20 protein-coding genes are annotated in these 19,812 nt (G+C 49.5%); 15 read left to right on the forward strand and 5 right to left on the reverse strand.

Going from position 1 to position 19,812, the window contains the following annotated elements:
• From tsaB to KG631_RS16315, 5 genes are all read left to right on the forward strand, one after another.
• Window positions 1-687 (forward strand): tRNA (adenosine(37)-N6)-threonylcarbamoyltransferase complex dimerization subunit type 1 TsaB, encoded by a 687-nt coding sequence (gene tsaB, locus KG631_RS16295; protein WP_214000713.1) that lies wholly within the window; start codon window positions 1-3, stop codon window positions 685-687.
• Between the two features lie 62 nt (window positions 688-749).
• Window positions 750-1,064, forward strand: a complete 315-nt coding sequence (locus tag KG631_RS16300) for a hypothetical protein (protein ID WP_214000714.1) — start codon at window positions 750-752, stop codon at window positions 1,062-1,064.
• A gap of 86 nt (window positions 1,065-1,150) precedes the next feature.
• Entirely contained in the window at window positions 1,151-1,891 is a 741-nt protein-coding gene (locus KG631_RS16305) for an SDR family NAD(P)-dependent oxidoreductase (protein WP_214000715.1), read from the forward strand.
• The gene (locus KG631_RS16310; RefSeq protein WP_214000716.1) at window positions 1,888-2,427 is read left to right on the forward strand and encodes a DUF2878 domain-containing protein; all 540 of its coding nucleotides are present in this window, start codon (window positions 1,888-1,890) and stop codon (window positions 2,425-2,427) included. The genes KG631_RS16305 and KG631_RS16310 overlap by 4 nt, the downstream gene beginning before the upstream one ends.
• Window positions 2,408-2,908, forward strand: coding sequence for a chalcone isomerase family protein (locus KG631_RS16315; RefSeq protein ID WP_301003937.1), 501 nt, complete (start codon window positions 2,408-2,410; stop codon window positions 2,906-2,908). The genes KG631_RS16310 and KG631_RS16315 overlap by 20 nt, the downstream gene beginning before the upstream one ends.
• 53 nt (window positions 2,909-2,961) lie before the next feature.
• Here KG631_RS16315 and KG631_RS16320 read toward each other — a convergent pair whose 3' ends face one another.
• Entirely contained in the window at window positions 2,962-4,266 is a 1,305-nt protein-coding gene (locus KG631_RS16320) for an alkaline phosphatase (protein WP_214000717.1), read from the reverse strand.
• A 233-nt stretch (window positions 4,267-4,499) separates the two neighbouring features.
• Here KG631_RS16320 and KG631_RS16325 point away from each other — a divergent pair, with 233 nt between their 5' ends.
• The 4 genes from KG631_RS16325 to KG631_RS16340 all read left to right on the forward strand — a co-directional run bounded on the left by KG631_RS16325 (window position 4,500) and on the right by KG631_RS16340 (window position 9,903).
• Window positions 4,500-5,351, forward strand: coding sequence for a methyltransferase (locus tag KG631_RS16325; RefSeq protein WP_214000718.1), 852 nt, complete (start codon window positions 4,500-4,502; stop codon window positions 5,349-5,351).
• A 168-nt stretch (window positions 5,352-5,519) separates the two neighbouring features.
• On the forward strand, window positions 5,520-7,175 hold the full coding sequence (fadD, locus tag KG631_RS16330; protein WP_214000719.1) for a long-chain-fatty-acid--CoA ligase FadD: 1,656 nt from the start codon (window positions 5,520-5,522) through the stop codon (window positions 7,173-7,175).
• A gap of 44 nt (window positions 7,176-7,219) precedes the next feature.
• Window positions 7,220-8,371, forward strand: coding sequence for a ribonuclease D (gene rnd / locus KG631_RS16335; protein ID WP_214000720.1), 1,152 nt, complete (start codon window positions 7,220-7,222; stop codon window positions 8,369-8,371).
• Window positions 8,372-8,508: 137 nt separating this feature from the next.
• Complete coding sequence (locus KG631_RS16340) at window positions 8,509-9,903, forward strand: DUF4397 domain-containing protein (RefSeq protein WP_214000721.1); 1,395 nt, start codon at window positions 8,509-8,511, stop codon at window positions 9,901-9,903.
• Between the two features lie 83 nt (window positions 9,904-9,986).
• On the opposite strand, the gene KG631_RS16345 is transcribed toward KG631_RS16340, so the two are convergent.
• The 4 genes from KG631_RS16345 to minC form a co-directional block, all read right to left on the reverse strand.
• Window positions 9,987-10,964, reverse strand: coding sequence for an MDR family oxidoreductase (locus KG631_RS16345; RefSeq protein WP_214000722.1), 978 nt, complete (start codon window positions 10,962-10,964; stop codon window positions 9,987-9,989).
• A gap of 153 nt (window positions 10,965-11,117) precedes the next feature.
• Window positions 11,118-11,378, reverse strand: coding sequence for a cell division topological specificity factor MinE (gene minE, locus KG631_RS16350; protein WP_214000723.1), 261 nt, complete (start codon window positions 11,376-11,378; stop codon window positions 11,118-11,120).
• Between the two features lie 3 nt (window positions 11,379-11,381).
• Window positions 11,382-12,191, reverse strand: coding sequence for a septum site-determining protein MinD (gene minD / locus KG631_RS16355; RefSeq protein WP_214000724.1), 810 nt, complete (start codon window positions 12,189-12,191; stop codon window positions 11,382-11,384).
• Between the two features lie 11 nt (window positions 12,192-12,202).
• Window positions 12,203-12,934 (reverse strand): septum site-determining protein MinC, encoded by a 732-nt coding sequence (gene minC, locus KG631_RS16360; protein ID WP_214000725.1) that lies wholly within the window; start codon window positions 12,932-12,934, stop codon window positions 12,203-12,205.
• A gap of 143 nt (window positions 12,935-13,077) precedes the next feature.
• On the opposite strand from minC, the gene KG631_RS16365 reads away from it, so the two are divergent.
• The 6 genes from KG631_RS16365 to smc all read left to right on the forward strand — a co-directional run bounded on the left by KG631_RS16365 (window position 13,078) and on the right by smc (window position 19,796).
• Window positions 13,078-13,359, forward strand: coding sequence for a YcgL domain-containing protein (locus tag KG631_RS16365; RefSeq protein ID WP_214001016.1), 282 nt, complete (start codon window positions 13,078-13,080; stop codon window positions 13,357-13,359).
• Between the two features lies 1 nt (window position 13,360).
• Entirely contained in the window at window positions 13,361-14,443 is a 1,083-nt protein-coding gene (locus tag KG631_RS16370) for a lytic murein transglycosylase (RefSeq protein ID WP_214000726.1), read from the forward strand.
• Between the two features lie 3 nt (window positions 14,444-14,446).
• Entirely contained in the window at window positions 14,447-15,109 is a 663-nt protein-coding gene (locus KG631_RS16375; RefSeq protein WP_214000727.1) for a fumarylacetoacetate hydrolase family protein, read from the forward strand.
• 2 nt (window positions 15,110-15,111) lie between these two features.
• Window positions 15,112-15,606: a YcgN family cysteine cluster protein gene (locus KG631_RS16380; protein ID WP_214000728.1), complete on the forward strand. Its 495-nt coding sequence runs from the start codon at window positions 15,112-15,114 to the stop codon at window positions 15,604-15,606.
• 18 nt (window positions 15,607-15,624) lie between these two features.
• Window positions 15,625-16,242 (forward strand): mechanosensitive ion channel domain-containing protein, encoded by a 618-nt coding sequence (locus tag KG631_RS16385; RefSeq protein ID WP_214000729.1) that lies wholly within the window; start codon window positions 15,625-15,627, stop codon window positions 16,240-16,242.
• Window positions 16,243-16,322: 80 nt separating this feature from the next.
• Window positions 16,323-19,796: a chromosome segregation protein SMC gene (gene smc / locus KG631_RS16390; RefSeq protein WP_214000730.1), complete on the forward strand. Its 3,474-nt coding sequence runs from the start codon at window positions 16,323-16,325 to the stop codon at window positions 19,794-19,796.
• The last annotated feature ends 16 nt before the right edge of the window (window positions 19,797-19,812 follow it).

The following is a 19,812-nucleotide window of genomic DNA, read 5'->3' on the forward strand; positions in this document are numbered from 1 at the left end:
GTGAAGTTACTGGCACTGGATACCTCAACTGAAGCATGTTCAGTGGCCCTGTTACAGCAGGGCCATATTATTGCGCTGGACGAAGTATGTCCGCAGCAGCACAGCAAAAGAGTGCTGCCAATGATTGATGGCTTACTGGCCGAAGCAGGGCTGAGCTTAAATGGCTTAGATGGCATCGTTTTTGGCCGTGGTCCGGGCAGTTTCACCGGGGTACGGATTGGGGTCTCGGTAGCCCAGGGCCTGGCGTTTGGTGCTGACTTACCGGTGTTTGGTGTTTCGACCCTGGCCGCAATGGCACAGGCCGCGGTGCGGCTACACCAGGCTACTCAGGTCGTGGCAGCAATAGATGCCAGAATGGCAGAAGTGTATCTGGCCAGCTTTAGCTGCGACAGCAATGGCGAGTTGCAACAATTAACTGCGGAACAGGCCATTAAACCGCAATTGCTGGCCCCACTTGGCTTAAGTGGCAAAGTAATAGCCGTTGGCACGGGCTGGCAAACTTATGCCACTGAGTTAATGCGGGCGCAGCCAGCCGATATTGCCGGTGATATTTTGTATCCCTCTGCCCGCGATATGCTAACCCTGGCACAGCCGGCTTTTAATCAGGGGCGTTTTGTCAGTGCCGAACGGGCTGAGCCAGTCTATGTGCGCGATGAAGTCAGCTGGAAAAAATTACCCGGCAGATAAAACACTTGGTTAAATTGGCAAACTGGTTATAATTAAGCCAGTTTGCTTACTATGAAGATGTTATGAGCCTGACTGTAAATCAAAGCCTGAATGCCCCCGCTAATGTTGCCAGCGTATTTGCCGGGACAGAGCAGCGTCGTGCACCTTTACAGGATGACAGTCGGTTAACGGGGTCGACAAATACCAATGCGGGCAGCGGTATCCGGGCCAGTCAGCAGGTAATTAATCAGCTGGATAACGAGCGCAACCAACAAAGCAACTTTCAAAACAGCAATAGCAGCCGCGGTCAGCAAGCGGTTGCCGCCTATCAGAGCCAACAGAACGAGCAGCGTCGGGCTGAAGTTCAGTCATTATTGGGCGTTGATCTTTACGCCTGAACCAATCCAGCCTTAGTGTCACTGCGTATCATCCAGCTAATAGTATCGATATAAACTGCCAGGCAGTTTCGTTATAAGGATATATCATGGCTAAAATTTGTCTGATCACCGGTGCCAGCTCTGGCATGGGCAAAGCAACAGCACTGCATTACGCCAGCAAAGGTTGGCTGGTTTATGCTGTCGCCCGTTCAACCGACAAACTGGCTGAGCTGGCCGCACAGAATGACAACATAAAACCGGTAAGTTTAGATGTGACCGACAGTGTCGCGTTGGCAAGCTGGACAGCAGCCTTACCCGCTGGTCAGAAAATCGATGTGGCAATACTCAATGCCGGAACCTGTGAGTATGTCGAGGTCAACGATCTTGATCTGGCTGCATTTGAACGCACCTTCGCAGTCAATGTTCAGGGGGTCGTGTGCTGCACCCGGTACCTGCTGCCACTGCTGAACACCGGCAATACTCCCACTCTGGCTATTGTCAGTTCCATGTCTCATTTTTTCCCATTTACCCGCGCCGAGGCTTACGGTGCCAGTAAGGCGGCGGTTGCCTATTTTGCCGACAGCTTGCGGGTTGATTTAGCCGACACTGATATTAATGTTTGTTTAATTGAACCTGGTTTTATTGATACCCCTCTTACCCGCAGAAACGATTTTGAGATGCCATTTTTGATGGAACCTGAAAAAGCAGCCAGCCGGATTTTTGATGGTATTAACGCCAGCAAAAGCCGCTTACGCTTCCCACGGCGGCTCAGTTTTCTGTTAAAAGCGCTGGGTTTACTGCCGTATGGGCTGCGGAATAAACTGGCCAAAAAGATGAAACAACAATGAGTAATGTGAGTTCAGTAGCAGCAGCGGATTACTTAATTCCGCACAAGGGTATTCATTGGCGTTCGATTATCGGCTTTGAACTGGCTTGGTTGGCGCTGGTGTATTTTCAAACGCTGGCGATAGTGCCGGCCATGGGCTACTTGTTATACGGGGTGTATCTGCTGCCTACCCGGGCCCGATGGGCAGTATTACTGATAACACTGGCAGGTCTTGGTTTAGATGCAATACTTGTCTCTTTGCAGGTTATTTCGTTCAGCGGAAGTAGCTTACTGCCTGGTTGGTTTTTACTGATATGGGCGTTGTTTGCGCTGGCGGCAGTAGAAACCATGGCCGGATTTTTACGGCCATGGTGGTTGGGTTTTCTGCTGGGAGCCAGTGGTGGTCCCTTATCTTATCTGGGCGGTGCTGCGCTGAGCGGTGGCGTGCTGCAGTTTCCGTTAGCGGGATGGTCGTTTGTGGTTCTGGTTGTGATATGGGGTGCTATCGGCGTGATTTTGGGGTATAGCAGGAGGTTTTATGCACAAACTGTTAATTAGTATTGCGGCATTGAGTTTTGCCGGCATGCTGGCGGCAAAACCTGATCTGACCACTGTAGGAGAGGGCAGTTATCGTTATCTTTTCTGGCAGCTGTACGATGCCAGACTGGCCAGTACAGATGGCACCTTTGATGACTATCAGCAAAGTAGTCCGCTGTTACTGGAATTGACTTATAAGCGTGATATCAGCAAAGACCAGTTTATTGAGGCGACGGTAGAGCAATGGCAAAAGCTTGGTAAAACCAGCGAGCAGCAACATAAAGAATGGGCGGCAAGTCTTGATAAGCTGTGGCGAGATGTAAAAGAAGGTGACCGCTTAGCGGCGCTGTATACCGAGCAGGGCCAGGTACAGTTTTATTTCAATGACAGCGATATTGGAGTGGTGGAAGATAAAGACTTTGCGCCGGCTTTTTTTGATATCTGGCTGCACCCTGATACCACAGCACCGAAATTACGGCGCCAGTTGATAGCAGAGGAGTAGGGCCAGGTTAACAAGGCGAATCTATTTGCTCTGCGCTAACAGAGCAAATTTCTTTACTTAGTCTGCTGAATATACTGAATCAGCTTTTTGGCAATGTCGGTATTATCCATAAAGCCGTTAAATTCACCGGCATGTTTACCATAAGCCATCACCGGTACATCCGCTGCGGTATGGCCGCCACTGGTCCAGCCGGTTAGTGAGGCATCACTAATAAACCGTAATATCTGGTTGCGACCCACTTTTTCATCGTCGTCGGCAAGCGCCGTTAGTAGCATTTGCAGCTGTGCTTTATCGAGGCTGATTCCCGTCAGTTCGGTGTAACGCCGGCTGATGTCTTGCTGGTTTTCCAACTGGCGCAGCTGCTTGGCTATTTCCCGACCTGTTGCTTTTACCTGTTTAATCACCTCGGTGCGCCATTGATAAACACCATTGGCGCCTAATGATAAGCCGCCGGTTTCATGATCGGCGGTAACAATTAACAAAGTATCCGGGTTAGCATCGACATAGGCTTTTGCCACTTCAATCGCTTTGGCAAAGTCATGCATTTCTGCCATGGCGCAGGCAATGTCATTATCGTGGCCACACCAGTCAATCTGGCTGCCTTCTACCATCAGCACAAAGCCTTTATCTGCCTCAGATAGCAATTGCAGCGCTTTATCTGTCAGGGGCGCTAACATGCTGCCGTAATCGCTGTTAAGAACTGCAGGTAATGCGTCCTCAGTAAGTAAAGCGATTGCCGGTAAACGGGTCAGACTGTCCAGTTGACGATAATCGTCAGTATATTGGTAGCCAAGTTCGGTAAAGCCGTCAATAAGATTACGATCTTGCCGGACAAAGTATTTAGTGCCACCGCCGATAATTAAGTCGGCTACCGGTTTACCGTCAATCCGGTAATCCAGATACATATCGGCAATCTCGTTCATATTACGCCGGCTTTTATTGTGCGCCAGAAATGACGCCGGCGTGGCATGGTTAACCTGCGAGCTGGCAACAATCCCGTTTGCTTTGCCCAGGCGTTTGGCCAACTGCATCATGGTACCAATAGGGATGTGTTGCTGATTAACGGCAATAGCGCCGTTAAAGCTTTTAACACCGGTAGCCAGGGCTGTGGCACCAGCTGCAGAGTCGGTTACCAGAGTATCGTCATCTGGGTAGGTACTGGCCATGCCGGTCAGCAATTCGTCATACACGGTATTGGCTACCTCGGCTGCGGCCGGGTCTCGTTGATAATAGCGATAAGCTGCAACGTAGGATGGCCCCATGCCATCACCAATCATATAAATAATATTCTTTGGGGCGGCCTCAGTGCTAAAAGGCAATAAACTTGCTAGTGCCAGACATAAGAAAGTTGGGCGCATCGGTTAACCTGTATTTTTTCAACGTTAACTGAAGTGTACGTTAACTCACCATGCCAACCAAGTGTCATGCGACAAGCTGTCGCTATTTTCATTTAAGAATTACAGTTCAGACTATCAATTGAGTGTTTTGCTGGACAATTTTTAGCAGTGCAGGCTATCTTAGAACGAATGCGTTGTACTGTGGTCATACAAGTATGATGTTTAATAAGCTAATGAGTAGTACAAGGGAAGCTATGAAAAATATAATAACAAACATAGTACTTACATTAAGCCTTAGTCTGGCTTGGCAAACACTGGCGGCAGAGGCGGATCCACGACAGAAACTAAGCGAGTTAGCACTTAGCAGTGAACGAAGTGCCGAACACATTGCCCGTAACCAGTATCGAAATCCCGCAGATACGCTGCACTTTTTCGGTATAAAGCCCGATATGGCAGTACTTGAAGTATGGCCTGGCCGTGGATGGTATACCGAAATTCTGGCGCCCTATTTAAAAGAGCAAGGCCATTTTACTATTGCCCAGTTCCAGCACGACGATGGTACATTAAAAGGTGAGAGGGCGAAGTTCTGGGCCCGTTTAAGCGCGAAACTATCAGAGCGAATCAGTGAACGGGAAGCCCATTTTGGTACCGTTCATCAGGTCGAACTTGACCCCCCTTATTTCCAGCCTGCGTTAGCTGTCGAACAGTTTGATATGGTGCTGTCATTTCGTAACGCCCACATCTGGGATGAAAGCGGCCATTTATCTGCGACCTTGCAAACTTTGTATGATGTGATTAAACCCGGTGGCGTGCTGGGCTTAGTGGAGCACCGAGCCGCACATTTGTCAGATACCACCAGTGTGGCCGTTGAAGGATACCTTGATGAGGCCTATGTCATTGCTGCAGCAGAGCAAGTCGGCTTTCAGCTCGCTGCGCGCAGTGAAATTAACGCTAATTTGCTTGATAGTAAAGATCACCCGAAAGGGGTTTACACCTTGCCTCCCACGCTGGCCCTGGGTAACTATAACCGGGAAATGTATCTGGACATTGGGGAAAGTGACCGGATGACGCTGAAATTTATTAAACCCGCTGCTAACGCTGATTAACCACATATGCGGCAAGCTAATTGTGCATGGCGAGCAATTGTGGGATGATTAGCGCTAGAGTAAATACTCAATATTCGGTTTATTGCCCGACAGTAAAGCACAATCATTTATTGCAGGCAGCCATATTTAAAACTATAAAATAATAACCTTAATAGAAAGGAGAGGACGGTGGATAAAGTTTGGTTAAAGCGTTACCCGTCAGGTGTGCCCGCAGAAATTGATGCTGATCATTACCCTTCCCTGCTCGATATTTTTACCCAGAGCATTAGTCAGTTTGCTGATAGAACAGCCTTTATCAATATGGGTAAAAGCATCAGTTATCGTGAACTGGATAAATTAAGTAAAGCTTTTGCGGCTTATTTACAAAAAGATCTTGGCCTGAACAAAGGTGATGCCGTCGCCATTATGATGCCGAATTTACTGCAATATCCGGTAGTGTTAATGGGTGTGTTACGTGCAGGCTGCACTGTCGTTAATGTTAACCCGCTTTATACCCCGCGCGAACTGCAACACCAGTTATCTGATTCCAAAGCCAAAGCCATTGTCATTGTTGAAAACTTTGCCCATACCCTGGCAGCGGTAGAAAAACAACTTAACCTGGAACATGTCATTCTGACTAAAATGGGGGACATGCTCGGTCTGGTAAAAGGTAGTATCGTTAATCTGGTGGTTAAACACGTTAAAAAGCTGGTTCCGGCATACTCGTTAAGTAAGTTTGTCAGCTTTAATGCGGTGCTGGAAAAAGGCCAGCATTTAAAATATCAGAAACCAGATGTCAGTGGTGAAGATATTGCTTTCTTGCAATACACCGGCGGTACGACCGGGGTGTCAAAAGGTGCCATGTTAACCCATCGTAATATGGTCGCAAATCTGGAACAGTGCAGTGGTTTTCTTGACAGTTTTCTGGATAAAGGCAAAGAGCATGTGGTTACAGCACTACCGCTTTATCATATCTTTGCTTTAACGGCGAATTTCTTCACTTTCTTTAAATATGGCGGTACCAATTTACTTATTACCAACCCGCGTGATATGCCGGCTTTTGTCAAAGAGCTGTCCAAGTTTCCTTTTACCGCTATTACCGGTGTCAATACATTGTTTAATGGCTTACTGAACACTCCCGGTTTTGCCGAATTGGATTTCAGCCGTTTAAAGCTGTCGTTAGGCGGTGGCATGGCGGTGCAGCGACCTGTTGCAGAACGCTGGAAAAAAGTAACAAAAACCCGTTTGCTCGAGGGCTATGGCTTAACCGAATGCTGTCCGCTGGTTACTTTAAGTCCGTTTGATTTGGATGATTTTAACGGTAGTATTGGTTTACCTGCACCCTCAACGTTAATTCGTTTGATAGACGAAGAGGGTAACGATGTCGCGGTGGGTGATCCAGGAGAAATGTTAGTACAGGGACCGCAGGTAATGCTAGGCTATTTGAACCGGCCGGAGGAAACTGCCAAAACCATTAAAGATGGCTGGCTGTATACCGGTGATATTGCGACGATGGATGCCGAAGGCTTCTTTTATATTGTTGATCGCAAAAAAGACATGATTATTGTCTCAGGCTTCAATGTGTTTCCGAATGAAATTGAAGAAGTTGTGGCAATGGACGAAAGAGTTCTGGAAGTCGCCGCTGTTGGCGTGGCCAACGATACGTCTGGTGAAATAGTCAAAGTGGTTATTGTTAAAAAAGACCCATCACTGACTGAAGCAGACGTAATTGGCCACTGCAAACAACATTTAACGGGCTACAAGGTACCAAAACTGGTAGAATTCAGGAACGAATTACCGAAAACTAATGTGGGTAAAATTCTGCGGCGCGAGTTGCGGGATTGATCCAAAGCCGGCGTTAGCCGGCTTTGTTTTTATGAGAAGTGTGCATGAGTTATGTTTTAACCGATAACCGCAGCCTGGCAGAGTATTGTCAGACTGCAGCTGGCCAGAGTGTGCTGGCAGTGGACTCTGAGTTTATCCGCCAGAGTACCTTGTATCCAAAGCTGGGCTTAGTACAGTTGTTTGATGGCAAACAGCTGGCATTGGTTGACCCACTGACTATTACTGACTGGCGACCGCTGGCACAGTTGTTTGCCGATGAAACCATCGTTAAAACTTTGCATTCCTGTACAGAAGATCTTGAAGCGCTGGCGACTATTGGTATTAATCATATCCAGCCATTATTTGATACTCAACTGGCAGCAGAATTACTGGGGTGGGGCAGCAGTATCGGTTATGCCAAGCTGGTAGAGCGGGCCACCGGCGAAGTATTGGATAAAAGTGAATCACGCACCGACTGGTTAGCCCGGCCACTGGCAGCAAGGCAGCTGGAGTATGCGGCTAATGATGTGACTTACTTGCTGCCGCTGTATCACCACTTGCTGGCCCAGTTTACTAACCCGGTTTTATTGCCATTGCTACTGGCCGAAGGCCAGCAACTGCAACAGCGGCGGGCAAGTCCATTGCCACCCCGGCTTAAGTATCTGGAAGTTAAAAATGGTTCACTGTTACGCAGCCGTGAGCTGGCGGTGTTGCGCGAACTAGTTGCCTGGCGTCTGGAATATGCGGCCAGTCGTGATTTAGCGCTCGGCCTGGTTATTAAAGATTTTCAAATGCTGGAACTGGCAAAGCGCAAGCCGGGCTCGGTTGAAAGTTTACTTAATATTCCGGGAATGACTGGCCGGGATTTGCGCCGGCATGCCAAAACGTTAATCGAATTAATAGAGCTGGCAAAGCAACTACCGCAAGAAGCCTGTCCGCAGGCATATTATCATCTGGAGCATTTCCCCGGCGAAAAAGTGGCGTTGGCAGAGCTGAGCCAGGCTGTTAAAGCAACAGCAGCTGACACTGAGATCCCAGCGGCATTTATATCGGTTCGGCGTCAGCTTCATGAATATTTTAACTGGTGTTGGCGGGTGACCGATCAGGAGAGAACGTTACTGCCGCTGCCGGAATATTTAACAGGCTGGCGGCAGCAATTGCTATTACCTAATTTACCAGTTCCGGCGCATGTGGCAAATTTGATCAAAAATCTATAATTAACGTTGTTATCAGTTAATCAGATCAATAGAAAAATTTGGTTAATTTGTGCAAAAATCTGCAATAAAAAAAGCTGATCTCTTTCAGTTAAGTGTGACGTAAACATTACGCAACTAATAACTGAAGGGTAATAACCATGAAAGGAATACTAAAATTTGCCGTTCCGGCAGTTTTAACTTTATCACTTACCGGTTGTTTTGATAGTGATTCAGATTTACCAACTCCAACTCCACCACCACCGCCACCACCACCGGTAGTTGACGCTACCTTGCGGGTAGTGCATGCATCCTTTGACGCACCAGACGTTAATGTCAGTGTTAATGGTGATGTCGTTATCGAAGGTTTAGCCTATGGCAGCAGTTCTGAAAGCTTTAGCTTACCGCCGGCTGATTATGCGGTAGCCGTAGATGCTATTTTGCCCGGAGAAGATAATACCGCAACAGTAATCGATGTTCCCGAATTGGCCCTGGCCGAAGCAACTAACTATAAAGTATTTGCCGTGGGACTGGTAGCTGATGAAACCCTGGCACCTTTAGTTGTAACGTCTGATGTCGCTGATTTAGCAGAAGGTAATGTCCGGCTGCAAGTCGTGCATGCGGCTTCGGCAGCCCCTGCAGTCGATGTGCATGTTACTGCACCCGATGAAGAGCTGGGTGCACCGCTTACTACCCTGGCGTTCACTGAATTTACCGACGCGCTGGATGTACCAGCCGGCGATTACCGGGTACGGATCACCCTGCCGGGTACCGACACCGTGGTATTTGACAGCAACACGCTGGAACTGGCCGGAGGTATGGATTTAGTTGTTGCTGCTATTAACAGCGAATACTCCGGTGAATCGCCGGTATCATTGATTGCAGTCACCCCGGAAGGCGAAGTGCTGCCGATTCTGGATGATGGTACAACCTCGTCGCTGCGGGTTGTGCATAATGTCTCAGACGCACCGGCGGTCGATATCGTGGTTAACGATAATTTTGCCGAGCCATTGGTATCAGACTTAGCTTTCCCGGATTTCACCGGCTATGTTACGCCAGCGCCGGGTGACTACAACGTAAAAGTTGCCGTAGCAAACACTGAAACGGCAGTAATTGACGCAGACGTAACCCTGGAAGATGGCGTATTCTACACTGTGCTGGCCGTTGGCTCGCTAAGTGATGCTGATGATTTCGCCATTGAGCCGCTGATCCTGATGGACGACACCCGTACTGTCGCGACTGAAGCCCGGGTACGCATCGTGCACGGCTCAACCCTGGCCGGTAATGTTGATATTTACGTAACAGCTGACGGTGATATCAGTGAAGCAATGCCAGCGTTCAGCGACGTGCCGTTTAAAGCAGAAACCGGCTATGTGCCGCTGGCCGCAGGTGAGTACTTCGTTACAGTAACCCCAACTGGTACTAAAACAGCTGCTATAGAAACCGGTGCTTTAACGCTGGAAGCCAATAAGATATACACCGCTATTGCCCGCGATGGTGCAGGCTTAATGGGGGTAGGTTTAACCGTAATGGACGGCTTTGTCGCCGAGGAATAAGCCACTTTAACGGTTCTGTAAAAGTCGCTTAGAAACGCCCGCATTTGCGGGCGTTTTACGTTTAAATCGGCGCATTGTGATCATCACATTTTCACGATGACTCTGCCTTGAACCTTACCTGCCAGTAACGCTGAGGCGGTATCAATTACTTCATCTAACGAAATAACCTGGCTTATGGCGTTAAAATCTTCCGGGCTGAGTATTTCACTTAAATGCTGCCAGGCCTGCACGCGATCAGCGAGCGGGCGCATTACGCTATCAATACCGTATAAGGTTACCCCGCGCAGAATAAAGGGCGCAACGGATGAAGGGAAGTCCATGCCCTGTGCCAAACCACAGGCCGCAACGGCGCCGCCATAGCGGGTACTGGCACAGGCATTGGCCAGGGTATGACTTCCCACACAATCTACGACACCGGCCCAGCGCTCTTTTTGTAGCGGTTTACCCGGTGCATTTAGCTGCTCACGGTTAATGATCTCTGTAGCGCCCAGTTGTTTCAGATAGTCGCTTTCGTCTGGTCGCCCTGTTGCCGCGACTACCTGATAACCCAATTTACTTAATAAACGCACCGCATAGCTGCCTACGCCGCCATTGGCACCGGTCACCAGCACCTCACCGTGTTTTGGCGTGATACCATGCTTTTGCAATGCTAAGACACACAACATGGCCGTGTAGCCAGCGGTGCCCACCGCCATCGCATGTTCAGGGGTTAAACTCTCTGGCAGGGAAATCAGCCAGCTACTGTCGAGGCGGGCTTTTTGCGCCAGACCACCCCAGTGCCCCTCACCAACCCCAAAACCATTAAGTAAAACCTTGTCTCCCGCTACAAATCGGGCAGAGTCGGATTGGATAACCTCTCCAACCAAATCAATACCCGGCACCATAGGAAAACTGCGCACCACCGGCGCTTTACCGGTAATGGCCAGGGCATCTTTATAATTGATGGTACTGGCGATTACTTTGACGGTAACATCGCCTACAGGTAGCTGTTGTTCGTCCACCTCGCTTACAGCTGAGTGATATCCCTCATTGTCTTTATTAATTAAAATGGCTTTAAACATGCATTGCTCCATTAAAATTTATCAATTGTCAGGTCTAAAATGGGCGATGTGCAGTCACTTTGCAAGTAATTGCTTACTGATGCTGATGTGTTGCAGGACTAAATAAAAAGCCCGCTACTAAGCGGGCTGATAATTGATGTAACCGTTAAAAACTTAGCGCTTATCATCCGGGAAGGTGACGTTTAGTTCCAGTACCGAGATCTGGTCGCCGCGCTGCTCCAGCGATACGGCAATTTGATCAGCCGGAATATCCACGTATTTGCGGATAACTTCCAGAATATCGCGTTCTAATTGCGGCAGATAATCCGGGCCGTTGCGGCGTTTGCGCTCGTGCGCGACAATAATCTGCAGCCGCTCTTTGGCGGTGCTGGCGGTATTTTTCTTACTTGAGCGAAAATAATCCAGTAATGACATCGGTTAACCTCCAAAAATCCTTTTAATAAAGCCCTTTTTCTCCACGTTCAGAAAACGAAATGGCACTTGCTCGCCCAGTAAGCGCTTTATGGTATCCAGGTAAGCCTGGCCGGCGTCGCTGTCTTTATCCAGAATAACCGGCTGGCCCGAGTTAGAGGCATTCAATACCGCTTGTGATTCCGGAATAACGCCAACTAATTCAATCGCCAGAATTTCTTTCACGTCCTCAACACTGAGCATTTCGCCTTTTTCTACCCGCTCCGGGTTATAGCGGGTTAGCAACAAATGCTCTTTAATGCCTTCCAGACCTTGCTCGGCGCGGCGTGATTTGCTGGATAACATGCCCAGAATGCGATCGGAATCTCGTACCGACGAGACTTCAGGGTTGGTTACCACTACCGCTTCATCGGCAAAATACAGCGCCATCATGGCGCCGGATTCAATACCGGCCGGTGAGTCACAGATAATAAAGTCGAAGTCTTTAGCCAGCTCGTTTAATACTTTTTCGACGCCTTCGCGGGTCAGCGCGTCTTTGTCACGGGTTTGAGACGCGGGCAGAATAAACAGGTTGTCGGTGCGCTTATCTTTAATCAGGGTTTGTTTTAAATTCGCTTCGCCATTAATTACATTAACAAAGTCGTACACCACCCGGCGTTCGCAACCCATGATTAAGTCGAGGTTACGTAGGCCGATATCAAAATCGACGATAACGGTTTTATGGCCGGCCAGCGCCAGGCCGGTACCGATAGCGGCACTGGATGTGGTTTTGCCAACACCGCCTTTACCCGATGTCACCACAATAATTTTTGCCATATTGAGTATCCTTACACTAATTCAGAGATGACTAAGCTATCGTCCTGCATCTTAATGCAGGCTGATTTGCCCCAAAATTTGCCCTGCAAACTATCACTAAGCCAGTAATTGCCGGCAATAGACACCAGTTCAGCCTGCAGGTTATAACAATAAATACGCTTGCTGGTATCGCCACTGGCACCGGCAATCGCCTTGCCTCGCAGCGAGCCGTAGATATGAATATTGCCATCGGCAATCACTTCTGCCCCGGCGCCCACCGCACCTTTAACAATTAAGTCGGTACCTTTGGCATAAATTTGCTGGCCCGAACGCACTGTTTGCTCGACCACTTTGCTATCCATTGTTGTTGCTGCAGCAACAGCGGAGGTAGGAGCAGCCCCGTTAGCCGGGCCATTCGCTGGCGGCTGAGCGACTGTTTGCTCTTTGGCTTTTACGCTGGCTTTACCCGCTTGCAATACGGCCAGGCCGGCGGCATGGGCAGCAGCTTTTTGCTCAGGGGTTGCGGCGGTTACGCCAACCAGTACCAGTTTCAGCTCGATAAACAGCTTCTTTAACGAGACAAAGTCGGGTGTTTGGCTAACATCGCTAAGGTTGAGAACGATAGGAGCCTGCAGAAAAAATGCAGGGGCTTGCGCCAGTTTGGCGCTTAATAATTTTTGCAGGGTTGCCACGCTTACATCAGCACAATGCAACACTGACATAGGGAATAAACTCCCTTTCAGTTCTAACGAATTATCGGACATAAAACTATCGGCGCACGCGTTATTTTTGTCACTGCGATAAGCAGTATTATTTATGCACCTGACGTACTGGTCAGTGCGCATTACCTGTGCTTCATGTTATAGTTTCGCCCTCTGTTAGGCAAGGTAGCGAAGACGTTTTATTGATGTTATGTGTTGTTTATAAAAGCCCGCGCAAAGAGGGCACTTACCTGTATGTTGAACGGCGCGACGATTTCAGTCCGGTGCCCGCTGCTTTAATGACCACTTTTGGTAAGCCGCAGCTGGTTACAGTAATTAATCTGGCGAAGCGGGAACATTTAGCCCAGGTTGATATTCATAAGTTACGTTCTGCTCTCAGTTCACAGGGGTTTTATCTGCAGTTACCACCCCCACCCGAAAACCTGCTGGCTCAGCATAAAGCCAGTATCCAGACAGAAAAAGGTTAGTATGAAATTAAAATTAGCGCTGAAAAACCTTGGCTTGCCAGCATTGTTGGCAAGCAGTTTAATTTATCCTGCTGGCATTATTGCTGCAACCAGCCAGACCAGCAACGAGCCTGAAGCCGCATCTGCTGAGCAACCGGCTAAACCCAGCTTTGAACAGTATACCGCGGCACTGCGTCAGGAAGCTGAGCAAAAAGGCTATGATCAAGCGTTGCTGGATGAAGTGTTCAGCTCGTTAACTTTTCACGAGCGGGTGGTTAAAGCGGATCAAAGCCAGCCTGAAGTCGTCGAAACCCTCAGTACCTATTTGCCGAAGCGGGTCAGTGACATCCGTATCACCATGGCCCGGGGCTTTTATAAGCAGTATTTGCCAGAGCTGGAAAAAATAGGCGAAAAATATGGCGTGCAACCCCGCTTTATTATCGCGCTGTGGGGGCTGGAAAGTAGCTTTGGCCGCTTTATGGGTAATTATTCCATTCCTTCTGCGTTAGCTACGCTGGCCTATGACGGCCGGCGCGAAACCTTTTTTCGCCAGGAGTTCTTTAATGCGCTGGATATTCTGGCTGAGGGCCACATCAGCTTCGCCGACATGAAAGGCTCCTGGGCCGGGGCCATGGGCCAGAGCCAGTTTATGCCAAGCTCGTTTTTAGCCTACGCTCAGGATGGTGACGGCGATGGTAAAAAAGATATCTGGACCAATCAGCTGGATGTGTTTGCGTCTATTGCCAACTACCTGAAACAGCAGGACTGGGATAACAGTATCACCTGGGGCCGCGAAGTTTTGCTGCCGGAAGGGTTTGACGCTGCTTTAGCCATTCAGCGTGGTAGCCTGGCACGGAAAGCCTGGTTAGGGCGCTGGAACGACTCTGCCCGCAGTCTGGCCAAATGGAATGAGCTGGGAGTGCGGCGCTTAAACGGTACCGATTTACCCAGCCGCGATCTGCAAGCTGCTTTAATTCTGCCCGACGGCGAGGGCGGCCGGGCTTTCCTGGGGTACGACAACTATAAAAGCCTGATGCACTGGAACCGCTCTTATTACTTTGTTACCAGCGTTGGCTATCTGGCCGATCTGATTATTGCTGAGTAAACTATGATTTATTTACACCAGCACATTGACGGCAGCCATATTGGCTTGCCAGTGGGTAAAGTGGTTTGTATTGGTCAGAACTACCAGGACCATATTGCTGAAATGCAAAGTAAAACGGCGGCAGAGCCACTATTTTTCATTAAACCCGCAACTGCATTGTGCGCTTTGGCGCCGGCTTTTGCCATTCCGGCTGGCCGTGGCGCGGTGCACAACGAGCTGGAGCTGGCCGTTTTAATTAGTCAGCCGTTAACTCAGGCCTCAGCAGAGCAGGTGGCCAATGCGATATGGGGTTATAGTCTGGCACTTGATTTAACCCTGCGCGATGTGCAGGCTAATTTAAAGCAATTGGGCCGGCCATGGGAAATAGCCAAGGGCTTTGATGGCGCCTGCCCGGTAGCCGGGTTTGTGCCGGCAAGCGATATTGCTCATCCGCAACAACTTGATTTCAGCTTGTCAGTTAACGGTGTAGAGCGGCAGCATGGCAACAGCGCTAACATGATCCGCGGCATAAGTCAGTTAATCAGCGAAATGTCGCAGCACTTTACCCTGTTGCCCGGTGATATGGTGCTTACCGGCACGCCGGCTGGCGTAGGGCCTTTACAAGCTGGCGATCAGCTGCGGCTGCAACTGGCCGACTATTTAACCGTAAATACAAAGGTAAGTTAACAATGGCATTAGCAGAGCGCTACTGGGAAACGAAAACCCTTGATGAAATGAACACCGAGGAGTGGGAAGCGCTGTGCGATGGCTGTGCAAAATGCTGTCTGAATAAATTTATTGAAGATGACGAAGCGCAGGGGCCTACAGACGTATTACACGCTGATGAGCAGGTACACTACACTAATATTGGTTGTCGTTATCTGAATAGCCATAAATGTGAATGCACTGAATATACTCAGCGCACTGTGCTGGTGCCAGACTGTATTCAGTTAACCAAAGCCAATTTAAAAGACATTTTTTTTATGCCAACCAGCTGCGCTTACCGCCGTTTGCATGAAGGCCGGGGCCTGCCCAGCTGGCATCCGCTTTTGAACAACGGCAAAAAAAGCCTGATGCACAAAAAGCAAATGTCGGTGCGTAATAAAACCCTCTGTGAAACCCAGGTAGATATGGATAATTTTGAAGATTTTATTGTCCGCTGGCCATTAAACGATCTGGACTAAGGCGCAGGGGTAATTCGCTTGTCATTTTCTGAATATAGCCATCAGCTACTGCAACACTTCAGTCCGGTTACCCTACAGCTGATCATCAGCCTGTGTGTTGTCGTGCTGTACTTTATTGTCAGTCGTCGGGTTATGCCGATGCTGTATAAACTCATTGCCAGCAGTCAGTTAAAAGCCGACTTAAATAAACGGGCGGCAGTGGTGTTTCATATTCTGCTTGTGCTGGTAATGATAGTGGTGCTCAGTATAGTGTGGGGTGTCGACATCCGCGGCTTACTGGTGTTGGCATCGTCAATGATCGCGGTAATTGGTGTAGCATTGTTTGCTGCCTGGAGTTTACTTAGCAATATCACCGCGTTTTTTATTCTATTGGGACAAAAAGCCTTTGCAGAAGGCATGGAAGTGCGGGTGGTTGATGGCGCCAATTTTCTGGAAGGTCGTATTGTAGAGATTAATTTGTTCAGTACCGTGCTGCTGACTAAAGACAACGAGCAAGTGGTGTATCCCAACAATCTGCTTATTTCACGGCCCGTGGTGGTATCTGCCAAAAAAAACAAGCCACCGGTTAAAAGTAGTGCAGCGGAAAAAGCCCAGCGCTCGCGTCACAGACGGTGGAGCGGGAAAGAAGCCGATTGATTTTTCCGTGACAGCAGATTTGGCTGCTGCTACATTCAGCAAAAAACGCATTCTAACAACAATAATAATGCCGGGCACCAATGCGCTTAAAACACATTAAACTGGCGGGCTTTAAGTCCTTCGTTGACCCAACTCAGGTACCATTTCCTGAACAAATGACGGCCGTAGTCGGCCCGAACGGCTGCGGTAAATCTAATGTCATTGATGCGGTGCGCTGGGTGTTGGGTGAGAGCTCAGCGAAAAACCTGCGTGGCGACGCTATGACCGATGTTATTTTTAATGGCTCAGGTCAGCGTAAGCCGGTATCCCAGGCATCGGTTGAGCTGGTTTTTGAAAACACCGAGGGCCGGCTTAGTGGCAATATGGCCGACCGCAGTGAAATATCCATTAAACGGCTGGTGACCCGCGAAGCGCAGTCTACTTATTTTCTGAATGGCAGCAAATGCCGTCGGCGTGATATTACCGATATTTTTCTGGGTACTGGCCTGGGGCCACGCAGTTACGCCATTATCGAGCAGGGCATGATCTCGCGGCTGATAGAATCCAAGCCGCAGGAACTACGGGTATTTATTGAAGAAGCTGCCGGCATTTCCAAATACAAAGAGCGGCGGCGCGAGACCGAAAACCGGATTAAACATACCCGGGAGAACCTGGAGCGGCTGGCCGATGTGCGTGAAGAGCTGGCGAAAAATATCGACAAATTAAAACGCCAGGCGAGCACTGCCCAGCGTTATAAAGAATTAAAAGCGCAGGAGCGCAAACTTAAAGCCGAGCTCACCACTTTAAAATGGCTGCGCTTTAATAACCAGTTAACAGAACTGGAGCAGCAGTTAGCGCAGCAGGAAACTGAGCTGGAGAAATACCAGGCCGGGATGCAGGGCGAGCAGCGCATACTTGTTGAATTAAAAGAGCAAATTACAGATGCCCGCCAGCAAGCTGAGCAGCAGCAAAGCCGTTTTTATCAGCTGGGCAATACCATCAGCCGGCTGGAGCAACAAATTTTGCATCAGCGTCAGCAGCAACAGATCCTTAGCAGCCAGTTGCAGCAAAAACAACACGCGTTGGCAGACAGCGAGCACTTTATCAGTAGCGAGCAGCAGCAACTGGCAGAGCTGATTAGCGAGCAACAAAAGCACAGCCCCGAATTAGCGCTTAGCGAAGAGCAGCTGGCCGAGCTTGAGCAACAATTAGAGCAGGCGCAGGCTTATCTGACTGAACAACAGCAGCAGTGGCAACAGTGGCAACAACAACATTTTAACTTGTGCCAACAGCAGCAGCAGGCACAGTTAGCGTGGCAAAACGCCAGTAATCAGGCCAGCCAGTATCAACGCCAGTTAACGCAGCGCCGGCAACAATCAGAGCAGTTGCAACAGCAGCAACCCGAGCAAAATGTTGAGGCTATTACCGCCCGGCAGCAGCAATTGACAGCTGCCAGCGAGGCCGCTATGCAGGAGGTTGAGCGGGCCAGGTTAGCGGCAGAGCAAAGGGCAAGCCAGAGCGCTGCACTAAAGCAGCAGTTGGCGGCCATCGCAACCCGGCAACAGATTTTAACCCAGGAACAACAGCGGTTGGCGGCACTTGATGCCCGCCAGCAGCAAAATCAGCAGGCGTTACTGACACAGTTAGTGGTGCAGCCAGGTTGGGCTGGTGCAGTAGCTGCTGCGCTGGGTGCCGCAGCATGTCGCCAGCAGCACTGCAGGCTATCGGTGCTGATGCTGCAAAGAACGGAAAGCTTTTGCTATGTCAGGGCACCACATTTACAAACAGAAAGCTCATTGAAAACACCCCGCAAGCAGAAAGCCTGCCAGCACAGCCAGGTACCCTGGCCCAGTGTGATTAGCGACGGCTGTTACCCTGACTATTTTCAGACAATTCAGCTCGCCGACAATCTGGCCATGGCACTCGATATTGCCGCTAAGCTTAGCCCAGGCCAATCGGTGATCACCGCTGAGGGCCATTGGCTGGGCCAGAACTGGGGCCATAGCAGCAACTCAGACAGCACCGACTCCAGCCTGCTGCGCCGTGAGCGGTTAACTGCGATTACCACTGAACAAACTGAATTGACCAATGAGCATGATTTATTAAGTGAGCAGTCAGCCGCAGCAGAGCAAGCTGACAGTGAAGCGCGTCAGGCATATACAGAGCAACAGCAGATACTTGCTGAGTTACGCCAACAGTTGCAACAGACCGATACCGAACGTCAACTACAAGCCCAGGCTGCAAAAATGGCGCAGCAGCAACAATTGCAGCTGGCCGCAGAGTGTCAGCAGCTTAACAACCGTCTTGTAGAACTGGAAACCGAACTGGCCGTGTTAGACGAGCGTCAGCTGCACGCTGAAGATTTACTGGCTGCGCATGCAGATGCAGAACAGGCATTGCAACAAGCCCAGCAGCAGGCGCAACTGGCGCTGCAGCAAAGTCGTCAGCGTTTTGAACAGCAGAAAGAGCATTGCCGGCAATTACAGACCCAGTTGACTCTGGCTGAGCGGCAACAGCAAAGCCTGAGCCAGAACCTGAGCCGGGCGCAGCTGCAATTAACCCAGCTACGAGAGCAAATAATAGGCTTAGAGCAGCAGCTTGCTGACAATAATGAGCCGGAAATACTATTACATGAACAGTTGCAGGAAACACTGTTAAACCGCGAGGATGCCGAGCAGGCGATGGTGGCCGCTACCGATTTACTGGCAGGTTTAGAGCAGCAGATGCGCGAGCTGGAGCAAGGCCAGCAGGGTATTATGCAACAGCTTAACCAGAAACGACAACAGATTGAGTCGCTGCGCCTGGATGCTGAAGGTTGTCGGATCCGGGCTAACAATATGCTGGAACTGTTGCGTGAACAGCAGGTCAATATAAAAGATGTGATACCGCAACTGGTGGCCGATGCTGATGAAAACCAGTGGCAGCAACAACTGGATAAAACCGTCGATGCAGTAAGCCGCTTAGGCGCAATAAACCTGGCGGCAATTGATGAATATGAGCAGCAGGCAGAGCGTAAGCGCTATCTGGACAGCCAGCACGATGATTTAACCTCGGCGCTGGAGACCCTGGAAAATGCGATGCGCAAAATTGATAAAGAAACCCGGCAGAAGTTTAAAGATACCTTTGAACAGGTAAACGAAGGGCTGAAAGGGCTCTTCCCCAAGGTGTTTGGCGGCGGCAGTGCTTATCTGGATCTTACCGAAGATGATTTACTGGAAACCGGTGTTACTATAATGGCCAGACCACCGGGCAAAAAAAACAGCACAATTCATTTATTATCGGGTGGTGAAAAAGCGCTAACGGCCTTATCATTGGTGTTTTCAATATTCAGACTGAATCCAGCGCCGTTTTGTATGCTGGATGAAGTTGATGCGCCGCTGGACGATGCCAACGTGGGCCGGTTTTGTAACCTGGTACGGGAAATGTCGGCAACGGTGCAGTTTATATATATTAGCCACAATAAAATTGCCATGGAGATGGCAGCACAGCTAATGGGCGTGACCATGCAAGAGCCTGGGGTATCGCGGGTAGTGGCTGTGGATGTGGATGATGCTGTCAAGCTGGCAGTAGCCTGATAACATAATAAGGTAC

Source organism: Arsukibacterium sp., assembly GCF_018402695.1.
Taxonomy (GTDB): domain Bacteria; phylum Pseudomonadota; class Gammaproteobacteria; order Enterobacterales; family Alteromonadaceae; genus Alishewanella.